The sequence below is a fragment of the Streptomyces sp. NPDC050535 genome (assembly GCF_044457665.1).
In the GTDB taxonomy this organism is placed as follows: domain Bacteria; phylum Actinomycetota; class Actinomycetes; order Streptomycetales; family Streptomycetaceae; genus Streptomyces.
The window spans coordinates 417675-442327 of sequence record NZ_JBITHE010000001.1 but is presented as its reverse complement, the minus strand read 5'-3'; the positions used below and the strand labels follow the sequence as shown (position 1 = coordinate 442327).

Genomic DNA, 24653 nt, shown 5'->3' with positions numbered 1-24653 from the left:
ACCGCCCTCGACACCCCCGCGCAGTCCGGCGAAGCCGCCGGGCCGGGGCCCAGAACCGGGACCGAGCCCGCGGGGACCGGCCCCGGGGCGGGGACTGCCGCGGAGCCCGGTTTGGGAACCGGCGCCGAGCCCGCACCCCCCGCCCGGCGCCGGCGCGGCGCGGCCTGGCTGCTGACCACGGGCCTGATCGTCGCCCTCGTCGCCCTCGTCCTGGCCTCCGGCGCGCTGGGTGCCTACCCCATTCCGGTGGGGGACGTCCTCGGCTCGATCCAGCACCGGACCGGACTCGGCGGAGCCTCCCTGGACCGGGTAGCCGAGTCGGTGCTGTGGAACGTCCGCTTCCCCCGCATCGTCCTCGCTCTGCTCGTCGGCGCCTCGCTCGGCTGCGCGGGCGCGCTCATGCAGGGCGTCTTCGGCAACCCGCTCGCCGAACCCGGCGTCATCGGCATCTCCTCCGGCGCGGCCGTCGGCGCCGTCTGCTGCATCTCGCTGGGGCTGAACTTCCTCGGCAACTGGACCGTCTCCGCCGCCGCGTTCGTCGCGGGACTCGCCACGGTCCTGCTGGTGTACGGCATGTCGCGGTCCGGGGGCCGCAGCGAGGTCGTCACGCTGATCCTGACCGGCATCGCCGTCAACGCCTTCGCGGGCGCGATGATCGGCCTGTTCATCTTCTTCGCGGACACCGCCGCCGTGAACCAGATCGCCTTCTGGCAGCTCGGCTCCCTCTCGCAGGCCACCTGGCCCAAGGTCCTCGCCGTCCTGCCGTGCGCCCTCCTGGGCCTGGCCGCCGCCCCGCTGTACGCCCGCCGCCTCGACCTGCTCTCCCTCGGCGAACGCCCGGCCCGGCACCTGGGCGTGGACGTCGAACGGCTGCGCCTCGTCCTCGTCCTGGTGATCGCGCTCCTGACGGCCGCCGCCGTCGCGGTCTCCGGGATCATCAGCTTCGTCGGCCTGGTCGTCCCGCATCTGCTGCGGATGGCCGCGGGTCCAGGGCACCGGTTCCTCATCGCGGGCAGCGCCCTCGGCGGCGCGGTCGTCCTGCTCGCCGGGGACCTGGCCGCCCGCACCCTGGCCGCACCCGCCGAACTCCCGCTCGGCGTGCTCACCGCGTTCCTCGGCAGCCCGGTCTTCTTCTGGCTGCTGCGCCGCACCCGCCGTACGCAAGGAGGCTGGGCATGAGATCCCTCTTCGCCGTCACCCGGCACCGTTCGCTTCCCGAGCCGTACGAGCCCGGCAGCACCATCGCCGAAGCACGCGGCCTCCGGGTGCGGCGCGGTTCCCGCGACGTCCTCACCGGCATCGACCTCACCGTCCGGACCGGCGAGGTGCTGGCCCTCGTCGGCCCCAACGGCGCGGGCAAGTCCACGCTGCTCGCCGCCCTCGCCGCCGACCTGGCACCGGACGAGGGCGAGGTACGGATCTGCGGTCGGGCCGCCCGCGACTGGCCGCCCGCCGAACTGGCCCTGCGCCGAGCGGTGTTGCCGCAGGCCGCCGCGCTCGCCTTTCCGTTCCCGGTCGAGGAGGTCGTACGGATGGGCCGCGCCCCGTGGGCCGGCACACCGCGCGAGGACGAGGACGACGCCGCTGTCGCCCAGGCCCAGGCCGCCACCGAGACCACCGGCTTCGCCGCCCGCCCCTTCTCCGCGCTCTCCGGCGGCGAGAAGGCCCGGGTCGCGCTGGCCCGCGTACTCGCCCAGCGCACGCCGCTGCTCCTCCTGGACGAACCCACGGCCGCCCTCGACCTGCGCCACCAGGAACTCGTCCTGCGGGTCTGCCGCGAGCGGGCCGCGGCCGGCGACGCCGTCGTGGTCGTCCTGCACGACCTGGGCCTGGCCGCCGCGTACGCGGACCGCGTCGCCGTCCTGCACGACGGCCGCACCGCCGCCGACGGGCCCCCGGCCGAGGTCTTCGAGGCCGGGCTCCTCACCCGCGTCTACCGCCAGCCCGTCGAGGTGCTGCCCCACCCGCGCACCGGCGCGCCGCTCGTCCTGCCCGATCGCACGCTCTGAGCAAGGGGCTCAACTCGCCGTCCGGAGCACGGGGTTCAGGACAGCCCGGGCGGGCGAGTTCGTCGAACGGGAGCGAAACGTGTCGGAAGCGTTGACGTGTCCTTGTCGGAAACTTATCTTCTGGTCGGACCTCCGCACAGCGTTCGAAATGTCGAACATTCCGGCCGTCAAAGGGGACTTGCCGTGTTCCGTACCCGTCACTGGTTCGCCCTGGGAGCCGTACTGCTGGCCCTCCTCGCGTCACTGGTCACAGCTCAGCCCGCGACCGCGGCCGAGGGACGGCCGTATACCAACCCGGTCAAGGCACAGAAGGGCGCCGACCCCTGGCTGGAGTACTACAACGGCAACTACTACCTGGTGACGACCTCGTTCACCAACGAGCTGACCATGCGCAAGTCCCCGACTCTCGCGGGACTTTCCACCGCGCCCAGCGTCCAGGTGTGGTCGGACACCACCTCCGGCCGCAACGCGAACTTCTGGGCACCGGAGATCCACTTCCTCAACGGCAAGTGGTACCTGTACTACTCGGGCGCGCAGAGCGGAGCCGCCTGCTGCGACACCCAGCGCACCCACGTCCTGGAGAGCGCGGGCACCGACCCGCTGGGCCCGTACACCTACAAGAACAGTCTCACCGGCTCCAATCTGAACCCCGGAGGCTGGCTGATCGACGCCAGCGTTCTCGAACACGGCGGCAGGCTCTACCTGGTGGGCAGCGGCTCGGTCAACGGCAGTACGCAGAGCCTCGTCATCGCGCCGATGAGCAACCCGTACACCCTGAGCAGTTCCGCCTTCACGGTGATCTCCAGCCCCACACTGAGCTGGGAGACGTCCGGCGCCCCGGTCAACGAGGGCCCCGAACCGCTGTATCACGGCGGCAGGACGTTCCTGACCTTCTCCGCGAGCTACTGCCAGACCGCCGACTACAAGCTGGGGCAACTGGAACTGACGGGCAGTGACCCGCTCTCCCCCGCCTCCTGGACGAAGAAGCAGACGCCGGTCTTCCAGCGCAACGACGCCGCCGGGGTCTACGGACCGGGCCACAACGGCTTCTTCACCTCGCCGGACGGCAACGAGAACTGGCTCGTCTACCACGCCAACAGCTCGGCGAGCGGCGGCTGCGGCAACGGACGCACCACGCGGGCACAGAAGTTCACCTGGAACGCGGACGGCACCCCGAACTTCGGCGCCCCGGTGGCGACCGGCACCACCCTCCCGGGACCCGCAGGCGAGACGGCGACCACACCGACCGCGTACACCCTGGTGAACCGCAACAGCGGCAAGTGCCTCGACGTGGCAGGCGGTAGCACCGCCGACGGCACCAACATCGCCCAGTGGACGTGCGGCGGCGGCGCCAACCAGAAGTGGCGGATCGAGGATCTCGGCAACGACACCAGCCGGCTCGTCAGCGTGGCCACCGGCAAGGTCGCGGACACCGCCGACTGCTCCACCGCCGACGGCGCCGACCTCCGCCAGTGGTCCTGGCTGAACAACAACTGCCAGCAGTTCAGGCTTGTTTACACCGGCGGTGACTACGTCCGGATCGTCAACGCCAACAGCGGCAAGGTCGCCGACGTCGCCAACTGCTCGACAGCCGACGGCGCCGACGTGCGCCAGTGGACCTGGCTGAACAACACCTGCCAGCAGTGGCGCCTCCAGCCCACGACCGCCTGACCACCACCGACCCAGGAGTGAGTACCTCCATGAGCCGTCCCAGCCGACGGGCGGTGCTGACGGGCCTCGCCGCCCTGGCCGTCAGCACCACCGCCACCCCCGCCCACGCCGCCGCCCCGGCCTCCCCCGCCGTGACCTTCACCAACCCGGTCGCCGAGCAGCGCGCCGACCCGCACGTCTTCAGACACACCGACGGCTACTACTACTTCACGGCGACCGTCCCCGCGTACGACAGGATCGTGCTGCGCCGCGCCACCACGCTCCAGGGCCTGTCCACCGCCGCCGAGACCACCATCTGGACCAAGCACGCGAGCGGCGAGATGGGCGCCCACATCTGGGCGCCGGAGATCCACCTCATCGACGGCAAGTGGTACGTCTACTTCGCCGCCGGAGCCACCAACGACATCTGGAAGATCCGGCCGTACGTCCTCGAGTCGAGCTCCGCGAACCCGCTGACCGGCACCTGGACCGAGCGGGGCCGGATCGCGCTGCCGCTGGACACCTTCTCGCTCGACGCCACGACGTTCGTGGTGAACGGGACCCGCTATCTGAGCTGGGCACAGAACGACCCGGCCGTCGGCGACGGCACCAACATCTACCTCGCCAGAATGTCCAACCCATGGACGATCAGCGGGAGTCCGGCCATGATCTCGCGGCCCACCAACGCCTGGGAGACGATCGGTCACACCGTCAACGAAGGGCCCGCGGTCATCCAGCGGAACGGCAAGGTCTTCATGACCTTCTCGGCCAGCGCCACCGACAGCAACTACTGCCTCGGCCTGCTGACCGCCTCCGCCTCGGCCGACCTGACGAACACGGCCGCCTGGACCAAGACCTCGACGCCGGTCTTCACCAGCAACGCGGCCACCGGCCAGTACGGGCCGGGCCACAACACGTTCACCACGTCCGAGGACGGCAGGAGCGACGTCCTCGTCTACCACGACCGCAACTACAAGGACATCACCGGCGATCCGCTCAACGACCCCAACCGGCGCACCCGTTACCAGAAGCTGTACTGGAACGCGGACGGCACACCGAACTTCGGCATCCCGGTCGCCGACGGCCTCACCCCGGTCCGCCTCTCGTCCTACAACTACCCGGACCGGTTCATCCGGCACTGGGAGTTCCGCGCCAGGCTCGAGGCGAACGTCACCAACCTCGCCGACTCGCAGTTCCGGGTGGTGACCGGTCTCGCGGGCAGCAGCACGGTCTCGCTCGAGTCCGCGAACTTCCCCGGCTACTACCTCCGCCACAAGAACTACGAGCTGTGGGTGGAGAAGAACGACGGCACCACGGCCTTCCGGTCCGACGCCTCCTTCCAGCGGCGCGCGGGGCTCGCGGACACCACGACCGGCGTCTCGTTCGAGTCGTACAACTTCCCCGGCCGCTACCTCCGGCACTACGCCAACCTCGTCCAACTCCAGCCGGTGAGCACGGCCCTGGACCGGCAGGACGCGACCTTCTACGCCGAGTAGCCCTGTTCGCACCTCACCCCCGCAGAGACGAGGAACGCATGGCTCCGCACCTTTCCAGACGGTTCCTGCTCCAGAGCGCGGCGCTGGCCGCGGCGGCACCGGTACTCGCCCACGCCGGATCGGGCCGGGCCGCGGCCGCCACGCTGCCCGCACCGGCCGCCTGGACGCTCCGGCCCTTCGAGCTCAAGGACGTCAAGCTCGGCCAGGGCGTCTTCGCCGCCAAGCGGCAGCTGATGCTCGACCACGGCCGCGGGTACGACGTCAACCGGCTGCTCCAGGTGTTCCGCGCGAACGCCGGCCTGTCCACCGGTGGAGCGGTCGCCCCCGGCGGCTGGGAAGGGCTCGACGGGGAGGCCAACGGCAACCTGCGCGGCCACTACACCGGGCACTTCCTGACGATGCTCGCGCAGGCGTACGGCAGCACCGGGGAGCAGACGTACGCCGACAAGGTCCGCGCCATGACCGGGGCGCTGACCGAGGTTCGGGCGGCCCTGCGGAGTGCCCCGGCGGTGCTCGGCGTGTCCGGGAGGTTCGGCCGGGGCGCGGAGAACGTACGGGGTTCCCACCAGTACGTCGATCTGCCGGCCGGCGTGCTCGGCGGGGCCTCCGCGATCACCCTGTCGGCCTGGGTGAAGCCCACCCACGACGCCGACTGGACCCGGGTCTTCGACTTCGGCAACGACACCACCCGCTATATGTACTTGGCGGCGCGCAACGCGACCGGCGTACCCCGCTTCGCGATCACGACGAGCGGCCCGGGCGGCGAGCAGGGCCTCAACGGCACCGCCGCGCTGCCGCTGAACCAGTGGAGCCATCTGGCCGTGACGCTCACGGGCTCCACCGGCACGCTGTACGTCAACGGCGCGGCCGTCGCCCGGAGCACCGCGCTGACCCTCACCCCGGCGGCGCTGGGCACCCTGGCCAACAACTGGCTCGGCCGCTCGAACTTCGCCGGCGACCCGGTGTTCGCGGGCGTCTACGACGAGTTCAACGCCTGGTCGAGGGCGCTGAGTTCCGCCGAGATCACCGCTCTGCAATCCGTGTCCGCCGCCAACTCGTCCTCGGGCCGCGGCAATCTCGCCTCGTACGCCTTCGACGAGACCACCGGCGGCAGCTTCGCGGACGGCTCCGGCCGAGGCCTGACCGCCACCCTGCGCCGCACCTGGGGTGCGCCCAGCCACCCCGGGTTCCTCGCGGCCTACCCCGAGACGCAGTTCATCGCGCTGGAGTCGATGACCAGCGGCGACTACACCCGAGTGTGGGCGCCTTACTACACCGCGCACAAGATCCTCCGCGGTCTGCTGGACGCGTATCTGCACGTCGACGACGCCCGCGCCCTCGACCTGGCCTCCGGCCTGTGCGACTGGATGTACTCGCGGCTCTCCAAGCTGCCCGACGCCACCCTGCAACGTATGTGGGGCATCTTCTCCAGCGGCGAGTTCGGCGGCATCGTCGAGGCGATCTGCGATCTGCACGCGCTCACAGGAAAGGCCGAACACCTCGCGCTGGCGCGCCTGTTCGACCTCGACAAGCTCATCGACGCCTGCGCCGCGAACACCGACACCCTCGACGGCCTGCACGCCAACCAGCACATCCCCATCTTCACCGGACTGCTGCGGCTGTACGACGCGACGGGCGAGCAGCGTTATCTGACGGCCGCGCGGAACTTCTGGGGCATGGTCGTTCCGGTACGGATGTACGGCATCGGCGGCACCAGCTCGGCCGAGTTCTGGCGGGCCCGCGGGGTCGTCGCGGGAACGATCAGCGACACCACCGCCGAGACCTGCTGCGCGTACAACCTCCTCAAGCTCAGCCGGATGCTGTTCCTCCACGAGCAGGACCCGAAGTACGTGGACTACTACGAGCGGGCCCTCTACAACCAGGTGCTCGGCTCCAAGCAGGACAGGGCGGACGCGGAGAAGCCGCTCGTCACGTACTTCATCGGCCTGACGCCCGGCCATGTCCGCGACTACACCCCGAAGCAGGGGACGACCTGCTGCGAGGGCACGGGCATGGAAAGCGCCACCAAGTACCAGGACTCGGTGTACTTCAAGACGGCGAACGGCAGCGCGCTGTACGTCAACCTCTACAGCCCGACCACGCTGAACTGGGCCGAGAAGGGTGTCACCGTCACGCAGGCCACGGACTACCCCCGTGAGCAGGGCACCACGATCACCGTCGGGGGCGGCAGCGCCGCCTTCGAGCTCCGGCTGCGCGTGCCGTCCTGGGCGACCGCCGGTTTCCGGGTGACGGTCAACGGCGCCGCGGTGAGCGGGACTCCGGCCGCCGGGAGCTACTTCTCCGTCTCCCGGACCTGGCGCGCCGGTGACGTCGTACGCGTGAGCGTCCCGTTCCGCCTGCGGGTGGAGAAGGCCCTGGACGACCCGTCCCTCCAGACCCTGTTCTACGGCCCGGTCAACCTGGTGGCCCGCAACAGCGCCACGTCCTACCTCCCGTTCGGCCTCTATCGCAACGCCGCCCTCTCCGGCGACCTGCTGCCGACCCTCACCCCCGTGTCGGCCAAACCCCTCCATTACACCCTCGACGGCAGCGAGTTCGCCCCGTTCTCCGAGGGCACCGAGGACCCGACCCACGCCTACTTCCGGCGCACCGAACCCCGCGTGACCTTCGGAAACACGGACTCCGGCGTCACCAACCCGTCCCGCCCGAACGGCACCACGCTCCTCGACGAGATCTGGGCAGGCGCCCCGTTCGTCAGCAGGACCGCGCTGGTCTCGCAGGTGCGGAGCGTAGTGAACACGTGGGTCTCCGCGGGCCTGCTCAGCTCCGCCGACGGCTCGCGGGTGGTGGACACGGCCCAGAACGCGTCGTACGTACCCTGAGCCGCTGTGCTCCTTCTCGGTCGAGGCGGTCCGTGAATTCACGCCGGTTCGGTCGCGTGCGATTCGCGTCCCGCTGCCTACGATCATCGCGTGGCCCTTGTCCTGCTGGAGCGCGTGTCCCCGTACCCCGTCGACCTGAGCTGGCGACGGCTGACCGAGTGGCGGCGGCATGCCGATGTGGTCCCGTTGACCCGCGTCACCGTGCCCACTCCGCCCCCGACCCGGGTGGGCACCGTCTTCGTGGCCCGCTCGGGCGTGGGCCCCGTCGCCTTCGACGACCCGATGGAGGTGGTCGTGTGGCAACCCCCGGGGGACGGCGGTCCGGGGATGTGCCGGCTGGTCAAGCGCGGCTCGTTCGTCACGGGGTGGGCCGAGATCGAGGTGCGTCCGGTGGACGGCGGGGGTTCACGGGTGGTGTGGCGGGAGGAGATCAGGGTGCGGTGGCTGCCCGGGTTCCTCGACCCGGTACTGGCGCGCGCGGGGCGGTGGATGTTCGGGCGGGCGGTGGAGGGGTTGCTGCGGGGGGACTGACGGCCGGGCCGACAGGGGGCACAAGTCCGTACGCGGGCTTGCGCGGGCCCGGTGAGCCCGCGCAAGCCCGCCATGTGAACGTCAGCCCAGGATGGGCGGGTTGGCGAACCGTACGAGTTCCAGGGCCTGTTCCGGGAACCAGTCGCCCGCGTCGGGATCGGTCATCCCGCGCTCCGGGTCCTCGGGGCCCGGGGTTCCGCGCAGGCACAGGCCGTCCGACTCGCCCGGTGTCTTGATCCACAGGCGGGCGTCCTGCAACGGATCGCCGGTACGCAGGGTCGGGCGGGCGCCCAGACCTCGGTTCGGCGGATTGCACCAGTCCTGCGGGTCCGGGTACTTGCCCGCGGGCGGTGTCCAGGGGCCCTGGCCGTTGCGGCTGGAGTCCGTGACGAAGTGCTTCATCCGGGACGCGGGCAGGTGGACGTGTGAGTCGAGCCAGGCCTGCGCGTCGGCTCGCGGCCACCACTGGTGCGGGCAGGCCGCTACGTCGCCGCCCGCGTCGACATAGGCCAGGCATGACGAAATCAGCTTGCCGTACCAGGAGTTGGCGTCGTCCGTGTTGTAGTTCGACGCGTTGGTGTAGAAGCCGGAGGCGCGCGCGATGCCTCCCTTGATCAGGCGGGGCACGATGGAGTTGACGGTGTGCCAGCCGGGGTGGCCGGTGTCGAGGTACACGCGCGTTCCGGGCAGCGGTTCCAGCGCGGACACCGCGTAGGCGACCTCGGTGTACCGGGCCGCGGTCTTCGTGCCCTGCGCGTCGTCCTGGCCGCAGTCCGCGGGCAACAGGGCGAGGGCGTCGGGTTCGAGGGTGACCAGGGCGTCGCGGCCCCCGATGCCGCGTGCGACCGCGTCGATCCACTCCTTGTACTCGGCCGTGTCGGACGCCCCGCCTCCCGAGTAGTTGGAGCAGTCGCGTCCCGGGATGTTGTAGAGCGCGAACACAGGGGTCGCGCCCTCCCGGTCCGCGTCCCGGGTCACCCCCCGGATCAGCCGTTCCACCTGGGCCGGAGTCTGATCGCCGTACCAGACGGCCTGCGGGGTGTTCACCATGGCCACGATCCGTGCGGCGTCCAGGAGTTGACCCTCACGGGCGAGATCCAGGGCCTGCCGGTACGCCGCCGGGTTGGCGTCGGGGACGTACAGCGAAGGGCCACGGCCGAGAGACTCCGCCGCCTGTGTTTCGGCTGACGCGAGGGAGAGGGATGCCAGTCCGAGCGAGAGAGCGGCGAGCCATGCTGAGGTGCGTCTCATCCGGGTTCACTCCTGGGTCGCGCGGTCGCTGGAGACTTGCGGGAGCGCTCCCACAGGAGACTCGTTGAGCGGCATGCCCGCGTCAATACACGGCGCAGGAGATTAACGAGTACGAGTGAGTGGCCCGCCCGTGCCACGACGAGGCCGACCTCGCGCCATGAACGGGGCTGGCTTCGTGTCACGACAGGGCCGGTTACGGGCCATGACGGGACCCGCTCGCACCCGTCGGCCCCGACCGGCCCCCACAGCCGTGTCGGTCACGCCGGCGGCCCCCGGGTCACACCCGACACGCCACCCGCCCCTCAGGCCACCGACCCGATCCGCCCCAGCGACGCCGAAGACGTCGCCGCCTCATGGTGAATCGGCGTATGCGCCCCGGTAAGCGCGCCCCCGCTCCCCCCACGCCGGTTGGCCACGATCTCCGAAGCGATCGACAGCGCCGTCTCCTCAGGCGTACGCGCCCCCAGATCCAGCCCGATCGGAGACCTGAGCCGCGCCAACTCCAGCTCGGTGACGCCGACCTCCCGCAAACGGTCGTTCCGGTCCAGGTGGGTGCGGCGGGACCCCATCGCCCCCACGTACGCGACCGGGAGCCGCAGCGCGAGCTGAAGGAGCGGTACGTCGAACTTGGCGTCGTGGGTGAGGACGCACAGCACCGTCCGGGAGTCGACCTCCGTGCGCGCCAGGTACCTGTGCGGCCACTCGACGACGATCTCGTCGGCGTCCGGGAACCGGGCGGCCGTGGCGAAGACGGGGCGGGCGTCGCACACCGTCACGCGGTACCCCAGGAAGCGGCCGATACTTACCAGCGCCGACGCGAAGTCGATCGCGCCGAAGACGATCATGCGAGGCGGCGGAACCGACGACTCCACCAGAACAGTGAGCGGTGCTCCACAACGAGAGCCCTGCTCTCCGATCTCCAGGGTGCCGGTGCGGCCGGCGTCGAGAAAGGCCCCCGCCTCGCCCACCACGGTCCGGTCCAGCTCGGGATGGGCGCCGAAGCCGCCCTCGTACGACCCGTCGGGGCGCACGAGCACGGCGCGTCCGAGCAGTTCGGCGGATCCGCTCACGATCCGGGCGACGGCGGCCGCCTCCCCGCCCGCCGCCGCGGCCAGCGCGGCCGCGAGGACGGGCCGGGCGGGATCCCCCGAGCGGACCGGCGTCACCAGGATGTCGATGACGCCGCCGCACGTGAGCCCCACCGCGAACGCGTCGTCGTCGCTGTAGCCGAAGCGTTCGAGGACCGGCTCCCCGTCCTCCAACGCCTGTTGGCACAGTTCGTAGACCGCGCCCTCCACGCAGCCGCCGGAGACCGAGCCGATCGCGGTGCCGTCGGAGTCGACGGCGAGTGCGGCGCCCGGTTGGCGGGGCGCACTGCCGCCGACTTCCACCACGGTGGCGACGGCGAAGTCGCGTCCCTGCTCGACCCACCGGTGCAGCTCTTCGGCGATGTCCAGCATCTCTCGTTCTCCTTACGACGACGTGGCTAAGACGACGTGGCGGCGGTTGCGTGGAGGGATCAGGAGGGCGTGTCAGTGCACGCCCATCCAGCTCTCGATCGGATTGAGGGCGAAGAAGACGACGAAGATCACCGTCAGGCCCCACATGAACGCCCCGATCTCCCGGGCCTTGCCCTGGGCGATCTTGATGGCGACGTAGCTGATCACCCCGGCCGCGACACCCGCGGTGATGGAGTACGTGAACGGCATGATCACGACGGTCAGGAAGCCCGGGATCGCGGTGGCGCGGTCGGCCCAGTCCACGTGCCGGGCGTTCATCATCATCATGGCGCCGATGACGACGAGGGCCGCGGCGGCGACCTCGCCGGGGACGATCGCGGTGAGCGGGGTGAAGAACAGGCAGGCCGCGAAGAACAGGCCGGTGATCACGGACGACAGGCCCGTACGGGCGCCCTCCCCGACGCCCGTCGCCGACTCGACGAAGACCGTCTGGCCCGAGGCGCCGGCGACCCCGCCGACCGCTCCGCCCGCGCCGTCGATGAACAGCGCCTTGGACAGGCCCGGCATCCGGCCCTGCGCGTCGGCCAGTTCGGCCTCGGTGCCGACGCCGATGATCGTGGCCATCGCGTCGAAGAACCCGGCGAGCACCAGGGTGAAGACGATCATGCCGACGGTCATCGCGCCGACCTCGCCCCAGCCGCCGAACTCGACGTCGCCGAAGAGCGAGAAGTCGGGCATCGAGACCGCGCTGCCGTGCAGTTCGGGGGCGCCGCTCGCCCACTGCTTGGGGTCGATGACATCGAGGGCGTTCAGGACGACGGCGAGGACCGTGCCCGCCACGATGCCGATCAGGATCGCGCCGGGGATGGCGCGGGCCTGGAGCATGAAGATCAGCAGCAGTGTCGCGGCGAAGAGCAGCACCGGCCAGCCGGCGAGTTCACCGGCCGGGCCGAGGGAGACAGGAGTCGCCTGGCCCTGGTGGACGAAGCCCGCCTTCACCAGGCCGATCAGCGCGACGAACAGGCCGATGCCCATGGTGATCGCGTGCTTCAGCGCCAGCGGGATCGCGTTCATGATCATCTCGCGTAGTCCGGTGACGACCAGGAGCATGATGACGACGCCGTACATCACGCACATGCCCATCGCCTGCGGCCAGGTCATCTGCGGGGCGACCTGCGAGGAGAGCACGCCGGACACGGAGAGTCCGGCGGCGAGGGCGAGCGGCACCTTGCCGAAGAAGCCCATGAGGAGCGTGCTGAAGGCCGCGGCGAACGCGGTCGCGGTGATCAGCGCCTGCTGTCCGAGGGTGTTTCCGGCCGCGTCCTTGCCGGACAGGATCAGTGGGTTGAGCAGCAGGATGTACGCCATCGCCATGAAGGTGGTGGTGCCGCCGCGCACCTCACGCGCGACGGAGCTTCCCCGCTGGGATATGTGGAAGTACCGGTCGAGCCAGGACCGTCCGGCCGGGACGCGGCTACCCGCGCCCGCGTCCTCCGCGACGGTCTTCGGCTCCAGTGACTGCTGGGTCATGTGGGCCTGCTCCCAAGGTTCAAAGGGACACCCGTGCCGGCCGCCCTGACGACCGGTCAGCCACTTGGGTGGCTGCGGGATTTGGGAAGTTCTTCGGCCGCACGACCCGGGGGACGGCCCGAGGCGAACGTGGGATCGGTGCGTGGCTGTGCTTCAAGTCCCGCGAGCGGTGCGGCACTTGAGTACTCCGGGCGGCGCGGCGAAGTGTGACGTTCCCTGCGCCGCCCGGAGAGTGCTAGGCGGTGCCGGTGAGGTGTTCGGGCCGTACCGGCGTCCGGTTGAGCTCAAGACCCGTCGCGTTCCGGATCGCCGCGAGGACGGCCGGGGTGGACGACAGGGTCGGGGCCTCGCCGATGCCACGGAGCCCGTACGGGGCGTGGTCGTCGGCGAGTTCGAGCATGTCGACCGGGATGGTCGGCGTGTCGAGGATGGTCGGGATCAGGTAGTCCGTGAAGGAGGGGTTGCGCACCTTCGCGGTGACCGGGTCGACGATGATCTCCTCCATGACCGCCACGCCCAGGCCCTGGGTGGTGCCACCCTGGATCTGGCCGATGACGGACAGCGGGTTGAGCGCCTTGCCGACGTCCTGGGCGCAGGCCAGTTCGATGACCTTGACCAGGCCGAGTTCGGTGTCCACCTCGACGACGGCACGGTGGGCGGCGAAGGAGTACTGGACGTGCCCGTTGCCCTGGCCGGTGCGCAGGTCGAAGGGCTCGGTCGGCCGGTGCCGCCATTCGGCCTCGACCTCGACGGCCTCGTCCTCCAGGACGTCGACCAGGTCGGCGAGGACCTCGCCTCCGTCGGTGACGACCTTGCCGCCCTCCAGAAGGAGTTCGGCGGTGGCCCAGGCCGGGTGGTAGGTGCCGAGTTTGCGGCGGCCGATCTCCAGGACCTTCTCGCGAACGAGTTCGCAGGAGTTCTTGACGGCGCCACCGGTGACGTACGTCTGGCGCGACGCGGACGTCGAACCGGCGCTGCCCACCTGTGTGTCGGCCGGGGCGATGGTCACCTGCGCGACACCCAGTTCGGTGCGGGCGATCTGCGCGTGGACGGTGACGCCGCCCTGCCCGACCTCCGCCATCGCGGTGTGCACGGTGGCCACCGGCTCGCCGCCGACGACCTCCATGCGGACACGGGCGGTGGAGTAGTCGTCGAAGCCCTCGGAGAAGCCGACGTTCTTGAGGCCGACCGCGTAGCCGATGCCTCGTACGACGCCTTCGCCGTGCGTGGTGTTGGAGAGGCCGCCCGGCAACTGGCGTACGTCCGGGCCCTCGGAGCTCTCCCACTGGCGCTCCGGCGGCAGCGGCATGGCCTTGACGCGGCGCAGGATCTCGGCGACGGGCGCCGGGGAGTCCACCACCTGGCCGGTCGGCAGGAGCGTGCCCTGTTCCATCGCGTTGAGCTGGCGGAACGCGACCCGGTCCATGCCCACCTTGTCGGCGAGCCGGTCCATCTGGGCCTCGTACGCGAAGCACGCCTGTACCGCGCCGAAGCCGCGCATGGCGCCGCAGGGCGGGTTGTTGGTGTAGAGCGCGATGGCCTCGATGTCGACGTCCTCGATGACGTACGGGCCGGCGCCCAGCGAGGCGGCGTTGCCGACGACCGCCGGGGAGGCGGAGGCGTACGCGCCGCCGTCCAGGACGATCCGCGCCTTCATGTGGGTGAGCTTGCCGTCCTTGGTCGCCCCGTGCTCGTAGTAGAGCTTGGCGGGGTGGCGGTGGACGTGCCCGAAGAAGGACTCGAAGCGGTTGTAGACGATCTTGACGGGCTTGCCGGTGCGCAGGGCGAGCAGGCAGGCGTGGATCTGCATCGACAGGTCCTCGCGGCCGCCGAACGCGCCGCCGACGCCGGAGAGCGTCATACGGACCTTGTCCTCGGGCAGGCCGAGGACGGGCGCGATCTGCTTGAGGTCCGAGTGCAGCCACTGGGTGGCGATGTAGAGGTCGACGCCGCCGTCCTCGGAGGGCACCGCGAGACCGGACTCCGGGCCGAGGAATGCCTGGTCCTGCATGCCGAAGGTGTACTCGCCCCTGACGACGAAGTCGGCCTTCCTGGCGGCCTGTTCGGCGTCACCGCGGAAGATCGGCTGGCGGTGCACGATGTTCGGGTGCGGCACATGGCCGATGTGGTGGTCGTCGCGGTCCTCGTGGATGAGGATCGCGTCGGGCGCGGTCGCGGACGCCTCGTCCGTGATGACCGGCAGTTCGCGGTACTCGACCCTGATCTTGGCGGCGGCGCGGCGCGCGGTCTCCGGGTGGTCGGCGGCGACGATCGCGACCGGTTCGCCGTGGTGGCGGACCTTGCCGTGGGCCAGGACGGGCGTGTCCTGGATCTCCAGGCCGTAGTTCTTCACCTCGGTCGGCAGGTCGTCGTACGTCAGGACGGCGTAGACACCGGCCTGTGCGAGTGCCTCGGAGGTGTCGATCGACACGATCTCGGCGTGGGCGACCGTGGAGCGCAGGATCTGGCCCCAGAGCATGTCCTCGTGCCACATGTCGGACGAGTACGCGAACTCGCCGGTGACCTTGAGGGTGCCGTCCGGGCGCAGCGTCGACTCGCCGATGCCGCCCTTGGTCCTGGAGCCCTGGGTGATGTTGGTGGGTGTGCCTGTGGTTCCCATGGTCAGACCGCCTCGGACTGCCGGGCGGCCGCGAGGCGGACCGCGTCCATGATCTTCTCGTAGCCGGTGCAGCGGCACAGGTTGCCCGAGAGCGCCTCGCGGATGTCCGCGTCGCTCGGGGTCGGGTTGTGCTCCAGCATCTCGTCGGCCGCGACCAGCAGACCCGGGGTGCAGAAGCCGCACTGGACGGCGCCGGCGTCGATGAACGCCTGCTGGATGGGGGCGAGTTCGCCACCCTCTCCGGTGTGCGAGTCCTGGGCCCGGGGACGGAGCCCGCTGTCGGACCCGTGCGCGTTCCACTGCTGGGCGTCCTGAAGTGACGTACCGCAGGCGCCCGTTCCACAACCGGCTTGCTCGGCCCGCTGCTTGGCGTACTCCGCGAGCCCTTCCACCGTGACGACCTCGCGCCCCTCGGCCTGGCCGGCCGCGACGAGACACGAACACACCGGCACGCCGTCGAGGCGGACCGTGCAGGAGCCGCACTCGCCCTGCTCGCAGGCGTTCTTGGAACCGGGCAGGCCCATCCGCTCGCGCAGTACGTACAGAAGGGACTCGCCCTCCCACACGTCGTCGGCTTCCTGCTGACGGCCGTTGACCGTGAAATTGACGCGCATTACGCGACTCCCTCCGTGCCTGCGGCGGCGCCGCGGTAGGACTCCCAGGTCCAGGTCAGGGTGCGGCGGGCCATGATGCCCACCGCGTGGCGGCGGTAGCTCGCCGTGCCACGGACGTCGTCGATCGGGTTGCAGGCGGCGGCGCACAGGTCCGCGAACTGCTTGGCGACCGACGGCGTGATGATCCGGCCGTTGTCCCAGAAGCCGCCCTCCTCGAGCGCCGCGTTCAGGAACTCCTCGGCGGCCTTGGCGCGGACGGGCGTGGGCGCGGCGGAGCCGATGCCGGTGCGGACCGTGCGCGTGGACGGGTGCAGCGCGAGGCCGAAGGCGCAGACCGCGATGACCATGGCGTTGCGGGTGCCGACCTTGGAGTACTGCTGCGGGCCGTCCGCCTTCTTGATGTGTACGGCCCTGATGAGCTCGTCGGGGGCGAGCGCGTTGCGCTTCACGCCGGTGTAGAACTCGTCGATCGGGATCAGCCGCGTGCCGCGTACGGACTCGGCCTCGACCTCGGCGCCCGCCGCGAGGAGGGCGGGGTGGGCGTCGCCGGCCGGGGAGGCGGTGCCGAGGTTGCCGCCGACGCCGCCGCGGTTGCGGATCTGCGGGGAGGCCACCGTGTGGGAGGCGAGGGCCAGGCCGGGCAGTTCGCCGCGCAGGTGCTCCATGATCCGGGTGTAGGGGACGGAGGCGCCCAGGCGCACGCTCTCCTCGCCGGCCTCCCAGTCGCTCAGCTCGCCGATGCGGTTCAGATCGAGGAGGTACTCGGGCCTGCGGTGGTCGAAGTTGATCTCGACCATCACATCGGTGCCACCCGCAATCGGCACAGCGGTGGGGTGCTCGGCCTTCGCGGCGAGCGCCTCCTCCCAACTGGCGGGGCGAAGGAAGTCCATGAGTGGCTCTCTTCATTCGTGTCGTGGTGGTTCTGATCAAGCCAGATCGTGTGCGGCGGGGCCGGCTCGTTCATGAGTTGTTTACGCGGAGTGGGGCCAGTACACAGCGCCGTGCTCCATGGGGGTCAGTCACTGAAACCATGAAGGAGTTGGCTGGCCAGGGGGTGCATCTTGTAGATTCGTATGAACGGAGGTCATCAGTAACCTCTCTGTTTTTCCCTGGAAACAGTGAGCACAGCTCTCGAAAGCCCAGGACACAGGCTCGGGCGGGCGGAAACCCCTCCCGCGGGATTCGCACCCCGGAGCCATCCAGATCCATCGTAGATTTCGAGACAAAGATCGGCGGCGACGAGAATGCGGCTGCGCGCACTGCTGGACACCGACGCGCTGGGCCTGCGGCTGCTCGGCGGCGAGGACGAGCTTGACCGCACCGTACGCGGTGTGATGACCACGGACCTCAAGGACCCCAGCCGCTATCTCTCGGGCGGTGAGCTGGTCCTCACCGGTCTCGCCTGGCGGCACGACGCCGCGGACTCCGAGCCCTTCGTACGGATCCTCGCGGGCGCCGGGGTCGCGGCCCTGGCCGCCGGTGAGGCGGAGCTCGGCGACGTACCGGACGACCTGATCCGGGCCTGCGTCCGGCACCGGCTGCCGCTGTTCGGGGTGAACGAGTCGGTGGCCTTCGCGACGATCACCGAGCACGTCGTACGGCAGGTCTCGGGTGAGCGGGCCGGGGATCTGGCGGCCGTGGTGGACCGGCACCGGCGGATGATGACGTCGGGACCGGCCGGCGGCGGCCCCGACGTCGTGCTCGATCTGCTCGGCTCCGACCTGGATCTGCGGGCCTGGGTGCTCTCCCCCACCGGCCGGCCCATCGCGGGCTCGAAACTCGCGGGGGCCGCGCTGCCCGCGGACGTCTGCGCCAGGCTGGCCGCCGAACATCTGGCGGCGGCACGTACCGGGCGCCGGGGGCCGCACCGGGTCACGGTGGGCACGGCGACGTACTCGCTCTTCCCGATCCCCTCCTCGGGCCGCTCCACGGGCGCGTCCCGGGATGTGCGCGAGACGGTGCTCTCCGACTGGCTGCTCGCGGTCGAGGCGGACGCCGGGGACTGGCCCGATGAGCGGCTCGATCTCCTCCAGGGCGTCACCCAGCTGATCTCGGTCGAGCGGGAGCGGCGGGACGCGGCGCGCACGGTGCGGCGGCGGCTCGCGCAGGAGGTCCTGGAGCTGGTGCAGACGGGCGCCGCGCCCGCCGAGATCGCGGCGCGCCTGCGGGTGGCCGCTCCGGTGCTGCTGCCCGGGCTCGGCGCGGCCCCGCACTGGCAAGTGGTGGTGGCCCGGGTCGAGTGGGACGGCGGGGACATCGAGGGCGGGCCGGTCGCCCAGGCGCTCCTGGAGGAGATCCTCGTCAACCCGCTGACGGCGGGCCCCGAGCACTCCGACCGCATCGCCGTGGCACACACCGGTGAGGAGGCGATCGCCCTCCTCGCGCTCCCCGCGGTGTCCTCGGAGCACGACGGCTCGGAGAGCGGGCTGCTCGCGGACACGCTGCTGGAGGCCGTACGGGACCCGCTGACGGCCGGACTGAACGACGACGGGCGGCTCACGCTCGGTGTCAGCGCGGCCGTGCATTCGGCGGAAGGGCTGCGCGGGGCGCTGGAGGAGGCCCGGCACGCCCGCCGGGTCGCCGCGGCGCGCCCCGGGCGGGTGTGCGCGGCGGGCCACCAGGAGCTGGCCTCGCACGTGCTGCTGCTGCCCTTCGTGCCGGACGACGTGCGACGGGCGTTCACGGCCCGGCTGCTCGATCCGCTGCGGGACTACGACCGGCGCCATCGCGCGGAGCTGGTCACCACCCTGGAGGCGTTCCTCGACTGTGACGGTTCCTGGACCCGTTGCGCCACCCGTCTCCACCTGCACGTCAACACGCTGCGCTACCGGGTTGGCCGAATCGAGCAGTTGACGAGTCGTGACCTTTCCCGCCTGGAGGACAAGCTGGACTTCTTCCTGGCACTGCGAATGAGCTGATTTCTGGCTGCCGGGATGTGCGGCGAGACATCTATGACTTTGTGAAATCCTTCACCCACCCCCTTGGCCGGGCCCCGCGATCCGTGCTGAGATGCCACCACTCAACAGCTCAATGGTGTGCTCGGGGAGGGCAACGTGGCGCATTCCGCCATGTCTGGTTCCGGAACGACCGCAGGTGACGATCCACTCCAGACCGCGGTGTGGCGGTTGCGCTCGCGCGCCTGCTGGGGCGACGCGGCGGCGCTGCTCGATCCGGGCAGGGCGGAGCCGGCGCTCCAGAGAGCGTCGCTTCTCGTCGAGGGGTGCCTTTACACCGAGCAGGGCTGGGCCCAGGCGGAGGACGCGCTGCGGACGGCGGAGGCGGTGGCCCAGAGCGACGACGAGCGGGGCGCGGCGGCGTGTGAGCGGGGGCAGTTGGCGTACGCGGCCACGCTGCTGGGCGTACGGGACCGGGCGGACGAGGCGCGGGCCGCGCTGAGCCGGGCCGCCGCGCTGATCACGCCGGGGGCGCCGGCGCGGGCGCTGCTGGACTTCCGGCGCGGTCTGCTCGCCCAGAACCTGGCGCACTCGCCGGAGTCGGCCCGGGCCGCCTACCGTCGCGCCCATGCCGGCGCGACGGCGCAGAACAACCCGTTGCTGCTCTCCTTCACCTGGCGCCACCTCGCCGGACTCGCCCTCCAGGAGGGCGAGTTGGCGGAGGCCCGGCACGGCTTCGCCGAATCCCTGCGGATCCGCGAGGAGTTGGGCTTCCTCGTCGGTACGGTCCCGGCGCTGGCGTCACTCGCGGACGCCGAGACCGAGCCGGAGGCGTCCCGGCTTCGGGCCGAGGCCGCCCGGCTGTTCCGACTCCTGGGCGGCGTACCGACGTGGCTGGCCCAGCAGTTGAACCCGCCGGCGGCTACTGCCTAGTCGTAGGGGCCTGACGGTTCGGGCCTAGCCGTTCTGGATCCGCGTCCAGAGGTCGTGGGCGAACGTCTCGGCGGTGGTGCGGAGTTCGGGGTCGCGGGCCAGGTGGACGGCGGCGGCCACGAGCACCAGGAGCGTCAGGAAACCACGCAGACCGCCGCCCTGACCGTGGTGGGCGGACGCCGGGTGGTAGTGCTGGGCCCCGCCGCCGTGCCGGGCGTGGGCCCGGCCCGGCCCGCTCATGTCTCGGTGCTGTCGCACATGGTCCTGATGGATCCGCTGCGCGTGCTGCGAGGCCTGCTGAGCCTGCTGCTGTGCCGTCCAGGACGGGTCGGGCATGGGTCTCACCTCCGGGTTCGTTCCGGCTCTCGCCGTGTACGCGGGGCCACGCGGACCGGGCGTCCCGGGTTCCCGACCCCGGGAACACGTAGCGCGGCCCGCACGCGGCCGTGACACGGACCGGAGGAAGGGGACATACCGGCGACGGGTGCGGGCGGGATCGGGGGTCCTGGTCGGTCAACGCCGCCAGGGGGGGTGGCGTGTTCGGCTCGGACACGAGGGGAGCCGAATCACCGGCCGCGGCGGCCAGGGGGACCCACCGGCGGCGCGCACGCCCGGAACACCGCTACGCGTCTGCGAAACGCTCCGCACGACCGGGTAGGTCCTGGGCGGTCGACGGGCCGTGTGTTCGGGAGCATCAGCGAGGGAAAGGATCGCCGGACGGCGGCCACACCGACGTACAACCGGCACGTGCGCCCGGGACAGCCGCTACGCGCCCGCGAAATGCTCCCGTACCAGGGACTGGACCACCGGCAGGTTCTGGGTGGTCAACGCCTCCAGGAGGGCCGTGTGTTCGGCGGCGTCGGCGACGAGGTCGGCTCGGCCTCGGGTGGCGGGGCCGCCGACCAGGGGCCACTGGGCGCGGCGGTGGAGGTCGTCGGCGATGCGGACGAGCTGGCTGTTGCCCGCGAGGGCGAGGACCGCGCGGTGGAAGACGCGGTCGGACTCGGCGTAGGTCGCGCGGCAGCCGAGGGACGCGGCCCGTACCGTCGCGTCGGCGAGCGGGCGCAGCTCGGCCCAGCGCGCGGCGGGCACCGTGCGAGCCAGTCGCAGCATCACCGGGACCTCGATCAGGGCGCGGATCTCCGCGAGCTCGGCGAGCTCGCGGGTGCCGCGTTCGACGACCCGGAACCCCCGGTTGGGGACGACCTCGACGGCGCCCTCGAGTGCGAGTTGCTGCATCGCCTCGCGTACGGGCGTCGCGGACACCCCGAAGCGCTCACCGAGCAGCGGCGCCGAGTAGACCTCCCCGGGCGCGAGCTCGCCCGCGACCAGTGCCGTGCGCAGCGCGTCCAGGATCTGCCCGCGTACGGAGGCGCGCTGTACGACGGGACGCGCGGTCTCGGCACGGGGGGTCGGGATGGGCGGCGGCTCGCTGTGCGTGTGCTCACCGCGGGCGGCCGAGCCGCGGACCTCGGCGTCGGCGGCCGCACCCGAGGGAGCACTTGGGGGGACACCCGGGGCGATTTTCCGCTCCCGCTCCACGTCAGCGGCCTGCGGCTGCGCGGGCACCCGGACGGAAGCCGTGCGGACGTCCGGGATTCCCGCCCCGGCGGAGCCGTGCGTGCCGCGCGGACCGGACTGCTCCACAGGAACCTCCTCCGGGCTTGTCGGCACTTGGGGGCCAATGCGGTGGTTGTTACTCGTCCGTCAAGCACCATAGGCCCAGTTGCCGCCAGTTCAAACACCGGCCAAGCCGGGTAAGGTTAGGCTTACCTGTCAGCGATCGCGAAGCGATGGTCCCCGCATGCACGCTCCCGCCCTGACCGCAGACACCTCCACCATGACCCGCACCCGCCCGGCCCCTTCGGCCGTCGCGGACGCGTACGCCCGGCTGACCGAGGCCTTCCCCGACCTGAGCGTCACGGAACTCGAGCCCGGGGAAGCGGCCCCTCAGGGCGGCGGCTGGGTCGCCGTCGCGGGGCTCGCGGCGGGCGGGGCCGACCTCGACGCGTTCCTGGCGTGGGACGAGGCACAGGTGATCGAGGACTACGGACAGCGGGCCCGCCCCGACGTGGTGGCCAGCTTCGGGCTGCACCGCTACGCCTGGCCGGCCTGCCTGTTGATCACCGTGCCGTGGTTCCTCCAGCGCCGCGTACCCCGCTTCCCTGTGGAGCACGTCACATTCCAGCGCACCCTCGGCCGCCTGGCGGTGCGGACCGGTGAGTTCACCTGCCTGCCCGACGACCCCGCGGCGGGTCTGCCCGGCGCCCGGGTCGTACCGGACGAGGAGGCCCTGCGGGCCGAGGTGCGGTCCGCCCTGGCCGAGCACCTGGAACCGGTACTCGGCGGCTTCGGCCCGCGCATGCGGCGGCGCGGCCGGGCCCTGTGGGGCATGGCGACCGACGAGATCGTCGAGAGCCTCTGGTACGTCGCCGGCCTTCTCGGCGAGGAGCGGCGCGCGATGAGCGAGCTGAAGCTGCTCCTGCCGGGATCCACCCGGCCCTACGCCGGTTCCGCCGCGTTTCGCGAACTGACCGGCGAGGACGGCAGGTCGCTGTCCACCCGCGACCGGGTGAGCTGCTGCCTCTTCTACACACTGCGCCCCGAGGACACCTGCGCCACCTGCCCGCGCACCTGCGACGCCGACCGCCTCACCAAGTTGACGGCCGCCGCCACCAGTTGAGGCACCCGGAGCAATCCACCCGCGCACATGCCGTAAGATCAACTCGAGCGGTCCCCCCTCGGGGCGTCCCGTAGGTTACAGGTGCTTCACAACTTCCTCACTTGTCGCAGGAACTTTCCGTCGAACCATCCGTACGGGTAGTGTTAATCGCACTCAACTCCCGTCCCTCGCGCGGCAGTTCGAGCAGAATGTCGCCTTGCGCATCCCCTTGCACTCCGTTGGCGGCCTCTTGCCCCGAAAACCCCTGAGGGCCGATGGGATTGGGCCACTATGACGGGCGTTACGCCCTATCCCAATGCAAGGGACCCCAGATGAGACTGACCGACATATCGCTGAACTGGTTGCTTCCGGGCGCCGTTCTGCTCCTGGGCCTGCTGGCGGCGGTGGCGGTGCTCGCGCGCGGCAAGCGGTCCGGGGAGAAAGCGGCGAGCACGGAAGACACGTGGGAGCGCAGCGAGGAGCGCCGCAGGCGCAAGGAAGCCCTCTACGGCACCGCCTCCTACCTGCTGCTCTTCATCTGCGCCGCGGTCGCGGCCGCGCTCTCCTTCAAAGGACTGGTCGGCTTCGGCGAGGAGAACCTCGGCCTCTCCGGCGGCTGGGAGTACCTCGTCCCGTTCGGCCTGGACGGCGCGGCCATGTTCTGCTCCGTGCTCGCGGTGCGTGAGGCCAGCCACGGTGACGCTGCGCTCGGCTCCCGGATACTCGTGTGGACGTTCGCCGGTGCGGCCGCCTGGTTCAACTGGATGCACGCGCCGCGGGGCATCTCGCACGAGGGCGCTCCGCAGTTCTTCGCCGGCATGTCCCTCTCGGCCGCGGTGCTGTTCGACCGCGCGCTGAAGCAGACCCGCCGTGCCGCGCTGCGTGAGCAGGGTCTGGTCCCGCGTCCGCTGCCCCAGATCCGGATCGTCCGCTGGCTGCGCGCGCCCCGCGAGACGTACAGCGCCTGGTCGCTGATGCTGCTCGAGAACGTGCGCACCCTTGACGAGGCCGTGGACGAGGTGCGCGAGGACAAGCGCCAGAAGGAGCAGACCCGGCTGCGCCGGCGCAATGAGGAGCGCGTCGAGCGAGCGCACCTCAAGGCGCTCAGCCGTGGTCACAAGGGCCTGCCGGGCCGCGGCCCCGGTGGGGGTGGCGGTGGCGGACGGGAGCTTGAGACCGCGACCCTGGAGCGGACCTCCGCCCAGGCCTCCACGGAGCCTGCCATATCGTCCGGGGAGCCGCTGCCCGTCCGCTCTCGGCCCTCTCTCCAGCCCGTCCGCAAGAGCAGCGCCGAGCCGTTCACCGTCGATCTCACCGCGGAGGACGACACGATGGCCCTGCCGCGACTCGACTCCCTGGAGCGCAAGCTCAAGGATCTCGAGCAGCAGTTCGGCTAGTACCTGTCACGGCACTAGGCACGATTCGGTCCTGACCCATGCCTGAGACAGGACCGGGAGCGCGGCTGCTCGACCAGGGCCGCGAACACTGGGACGGCGGCGCGGTAGCTCTACACCGCGCCGCCGTCCAGTTCGAACCACACCGCCTTGCCCACGCCGTGCGTCCGCACCCCCCACGCGTCGGCGAGGGACTGGACGAGGACGAGACCTCTGCCATGCGTACCGTCGTCGGCGTTCGGTACCCGCAGCGTGGGTCTGCGTCCTACGAAGTCCCTTACCTCCACGCGGAGTACACGCGGTCCCAGGGTGGCTGTCAGAACCGCGTCCTGGTCGGTGTGGATGAGCGCGTTGGTGACCAGCTCGCTGGTCAGCAGCTCCGCTGTCTCCGACCTTCCCGGCCTCCCCCAGTGACGTAAGAGTTCCCGCAGCGCTTTACGGGCCTCGGGCACCGCCCGTAGGTCTGCCCGGCCCAGCCTGCGCCTCAGCTGTGCTCCGCCCGGCTGGTCCATCGCCCTCTCGGTCGCTTTCTCCACCGCTTTTCCGGAGGAGACCCAGATGGCCAACGGTCTGCCTCCGCGTGACTGCCTTTTCATGTCCCCCGCCTGCGCGCCGATGTCGGTTACCTCCCGCTCGAACACGTTCACGGGGAACCATGCCCCGTAGGGAAACACGACAGTCATGTCGAATCGTCAACAAGCCGCAGTACGACGGCAGATGGGCGCCCTCGCCGTCGGGAAGGGCGCTCTGGTGGCGGCGGTGCGTC

General features: G+C 71.1%; 19 protein-coding genes. 10 read left to right on the top strand and 9 right to left on the bottom strand.

Features of this window, described 5'->3' with window-relative positions:
• Nucleotides 1-111: 111 nt before the first annotated feature.
• The 6 genes from ACIBLC_RS01825 (at nt 112) to ACIBLC_RS01800 (ending at nt 8529) form a co-directional block, all read left to right on the top strand.
• The gene (locus ACIBLC_RS01825) at nt 112-1179 is read left to right on the top strand and encodes a FecCD family ABC transporter permease (protein ID WP_399209250.1); all 1068 of its coding nucleotides are present in this window, start codon (nt 112-114) and stop codon (nt 1177-1179) included.
• Nucleotides 1176-2009 carry a heme ABC transporter ATP-binding protein gene (locus ACIBLC_RS01820; RefSeq protein WP_399208620.1) on the top strand — a complete coding sequence of 278 codons (834 nt, stop codon included), beginning with the start codon at nt 1176-1178 and terminating at the stop codon, nt 2007-2009. The genes ACIBLC_RS01825 and ACIBLC_RS01820 overlap by 4 nt, the downstream gene beginning before the upstream one ends.
• A gap of 183 nt (nt 2010-2192) precedes the next feature.
• Nucleotides 2193-3680 carry a family 43 glycosylhydrolase gene (locus tag ACIBLC_RS01815; protein ID WP_399208618.1) on the top strand — a complete coding sequence of 496 codons (1488 nt, stop codon included), beginning with the start codon at nt 2193-2195 and terminating at the stop codon, nt 3678-3680.
• A gap of 29 nt (nt 3681-3709) precedes the next feature.
• Nucleotides 3710-5155 carry a family 43 glycosylhydrolase gene (locus ACIBLC_RS01810; RefSeq protein ID WP_399208617.1) on the top strand — a complete coding sequence of 482 codons (1446 nt, stop codon included), beginning with the start codon at nt 3710-3712 and terminating at the stop codon, nt 5153-5155.
• Nucleotides 5156-5193: 38 nt separating this feature from the next.
• Nucleotides 5194-7998, top strand: coding sequence for a beta-L-arabinofuranosidase domain-containing protein (locus ACIBLC_RS01805; RefSeq protein ID WP_399208616.1), 2805 nt, complete (start codon nt 5194-5196; stop codon nt 7996-7998).
• Between the two features lie 90 nt (nt 7999-8088).
• Nucleotides 8089-8529 (top strand): SRPBCC family protein, encoded by a 441-nt coding sequence (locus ACIBLC_RS01800; RefSeq protein ID WP_399208615.1) that lies wholly within the window; start codon nt 8089-8091, stop codon nt 8527-8529.
• Between the two features lie 81 nt (nt 8530-8610).
• Here ACIBLC_RS01800 and ACIBLC_RS01795 read toward each other — a convergent pair whose 3' ends face one another.
• From ACIBLC_RS01795 to ACIBLC_RS01770, 6 genes are all read right to left on the bottom strand, one after another.
• Nucleotides 8611-9780 carry a glycoside hydrolase family 6 protein gene (locus ACIBLC_RS01795; RefSeq protein WP_399208614.1) on the bottom strand — a complete coding sequence of 390 codons (1170 nt, stop codon included), beginning with the start codon at nt 9778-9780 and terminating at the stop codon, nt 8611-8613.
• Nucleotides 9781-10082: 302 nt separating this feature from the next.
• Nucleotides 10083-11240, bottom strand: coding sequence for an XdhC family protein (locus tag ACIBLC_RS01790; RefSeq protein ID WP_399208613.1), 1158 nt, complete (start codon nt 11238-11240; stop codon nt 10083-10085).
• Between the two features lie 72 nt (nt 11241-11312).
• On the bottom strand, nt 11313-12770 hold the full coding sequence (locus ACIBLC_RS01785; RefSeq protein WP_399208612.1) for an NCS2 family permease: 1458 nt from the start codon (nt 12768-12770) through the stop codon (nt 11313-11315).
• 235 nt (nt 12771-13005) lie between these two features.
• On the bottom strand, nt 13006-15390 hold the full coding sequence (locus ACIBLC_RS01780) for a xanthine dehydrogenase family protein molybdopterin-binding subunit (RefSeq protein WP_399208611.1): 2385 nt from the start codon (nt 15388-15390) through the stop codon (nt 13006-13008).
• Nucleotides 15391-15392: 2 nt separating this feature from the next.
• The gene (locus ACIBLC_RS01775) at nt 15393-16004 is read right to left on the bottom strand and encodes a (2Fe-2S)-binding protein (protein ID WP_399208610.1); all 612 of its coding nucleotides are present in this window, start codon (nt 16002-16004) and stop codon (nt 15393-15395) included.
• Nucleotides 16004-16894 (bottom strand): FAD binding domain-containing protein, encoded by an 891-nt coding sequence (locus tag ACIBLC_RS01770; protein ID WP_399208609.1) that lies wholly within the window; start codon nt 16892-16894, stop codon nt 16004-16006. Before ACIBLC_RS01770 ends, ACIBLC_RS01775 begins: the two co-directional genes overlap by 1 nt.
• 354 nt (nt 16895-17248) lie before the next feature.
• Here ACIBLC_RS01770 and ACIBLC_RS01765 point away from each other — a divergent pair, with 354 nt between their 5' ends.
• Both ACIBLC_RS01765 and ACIBLC_RS01760 read left to right on the top strand, forming a co-directional pair.
• Entirely contained in the window at nt 17249-18922 is a 1674-nt protein-coding gene (locus tag ACIBLC_RS01765) for a PucR family transcriptional regulator (protein WP_399208608.1), read from the top strand.
• Between the two features lie 135 nt (nt 18923-19057).
• Nucleotides 19058-19831 carry a hypothetical protein gene (locus tag ACIBLC_RS01760; protein WP_399208607.1) on the top strand — a complete coding sequence of 258 codons (774 nt, stop codon included), beginning with the start codon at nt 19058-19060 and terminating at the stop codon, nt 19829-19831.
• 24 nt (nt 19832-19855) lie between these two features.
• Here the strand turns inward: ACIBLC_RS01760 and ACIBLC_RS01755 are convergent, their stop codons facing one another.
• Both ACIBLC_RS01755 and ACIBLC_RS01750 read right to left on the bottom strand, forming a co-directional pair.
• Nucleotides 19856-20167 carry a hypothetical protein gene (locus ACIBLC_RS01755; RefSeq protein ID WP_399208606.1) on the bottom strand — a complete coding sequence of 104 codons (312 nt, stop codon included), beginning with the start codon at nt 20165-20167 and terminating at the stop codon, nt 19856-19858.
• Nucleotides 20168-20596: 429 nt separating this feature from the next.
• Nucleotides 20597-21478, bottom strand: a complete 882-nt coding sequence (locus tag ACIBLC_RS01750) for a GntR family transcriptional regulator (RefSeq protein ID WP_399208605.1) — start codon at nt 21476-21478, stop codon at nt 20597-20599.
• A gap of 193 nt (nt 21479-21671) precedes the next feature.
• Between ACIBLC_RS01750 and ACIBLC_RS01745 the strand changes: the two genes are divergently transcribed.
• Together ACIBLC_RS01745 and ACIBLC_RS01740 are read left to right on the top strand one after the other, a co-directional pair.
• Nucleotides 21672-22514: a (2Fe-2S)-binding protein gene (locus ACIBLC_RS01745; RefSeq protein WP_399209249.1), complete on the top strand. Its 843-nt coding sequence runs from the start codon at nt 21672-21674 to the stop codon at nt 22512-22514.
• Between the two features lie 311 nt (nt 22515-22825).
• Nucleotides 22826-23890, top strand: coding sequence for a DUF2637 domain-containing protein (locus ACIBLC_RS01740; protein ID WP_399208604.1), 1065 nt, complete (start codon nt 22826-22828; stop codon nt 23888-23890).
• A 110-nt stretch (nt 23891-24000) separates the two neighbouring features.
• On the opposite strand, the gene ACIBLC_RS01735 is transcribed toward ACIBLC_RS01740, so the two are convergent.
• Nucleotides 24001-24399, bottom strand: a complete 399-nt coding sequence (locus tag ACIBLC_RS01735; RefSeq protein WP_399209248.1) for an ATP-binding protein — start codon at nt 24397-24399, stop codon at nt 24001-24003.
• Between the last annotated feature and the right edge of the window lie 254 nt (nt 24400-24653).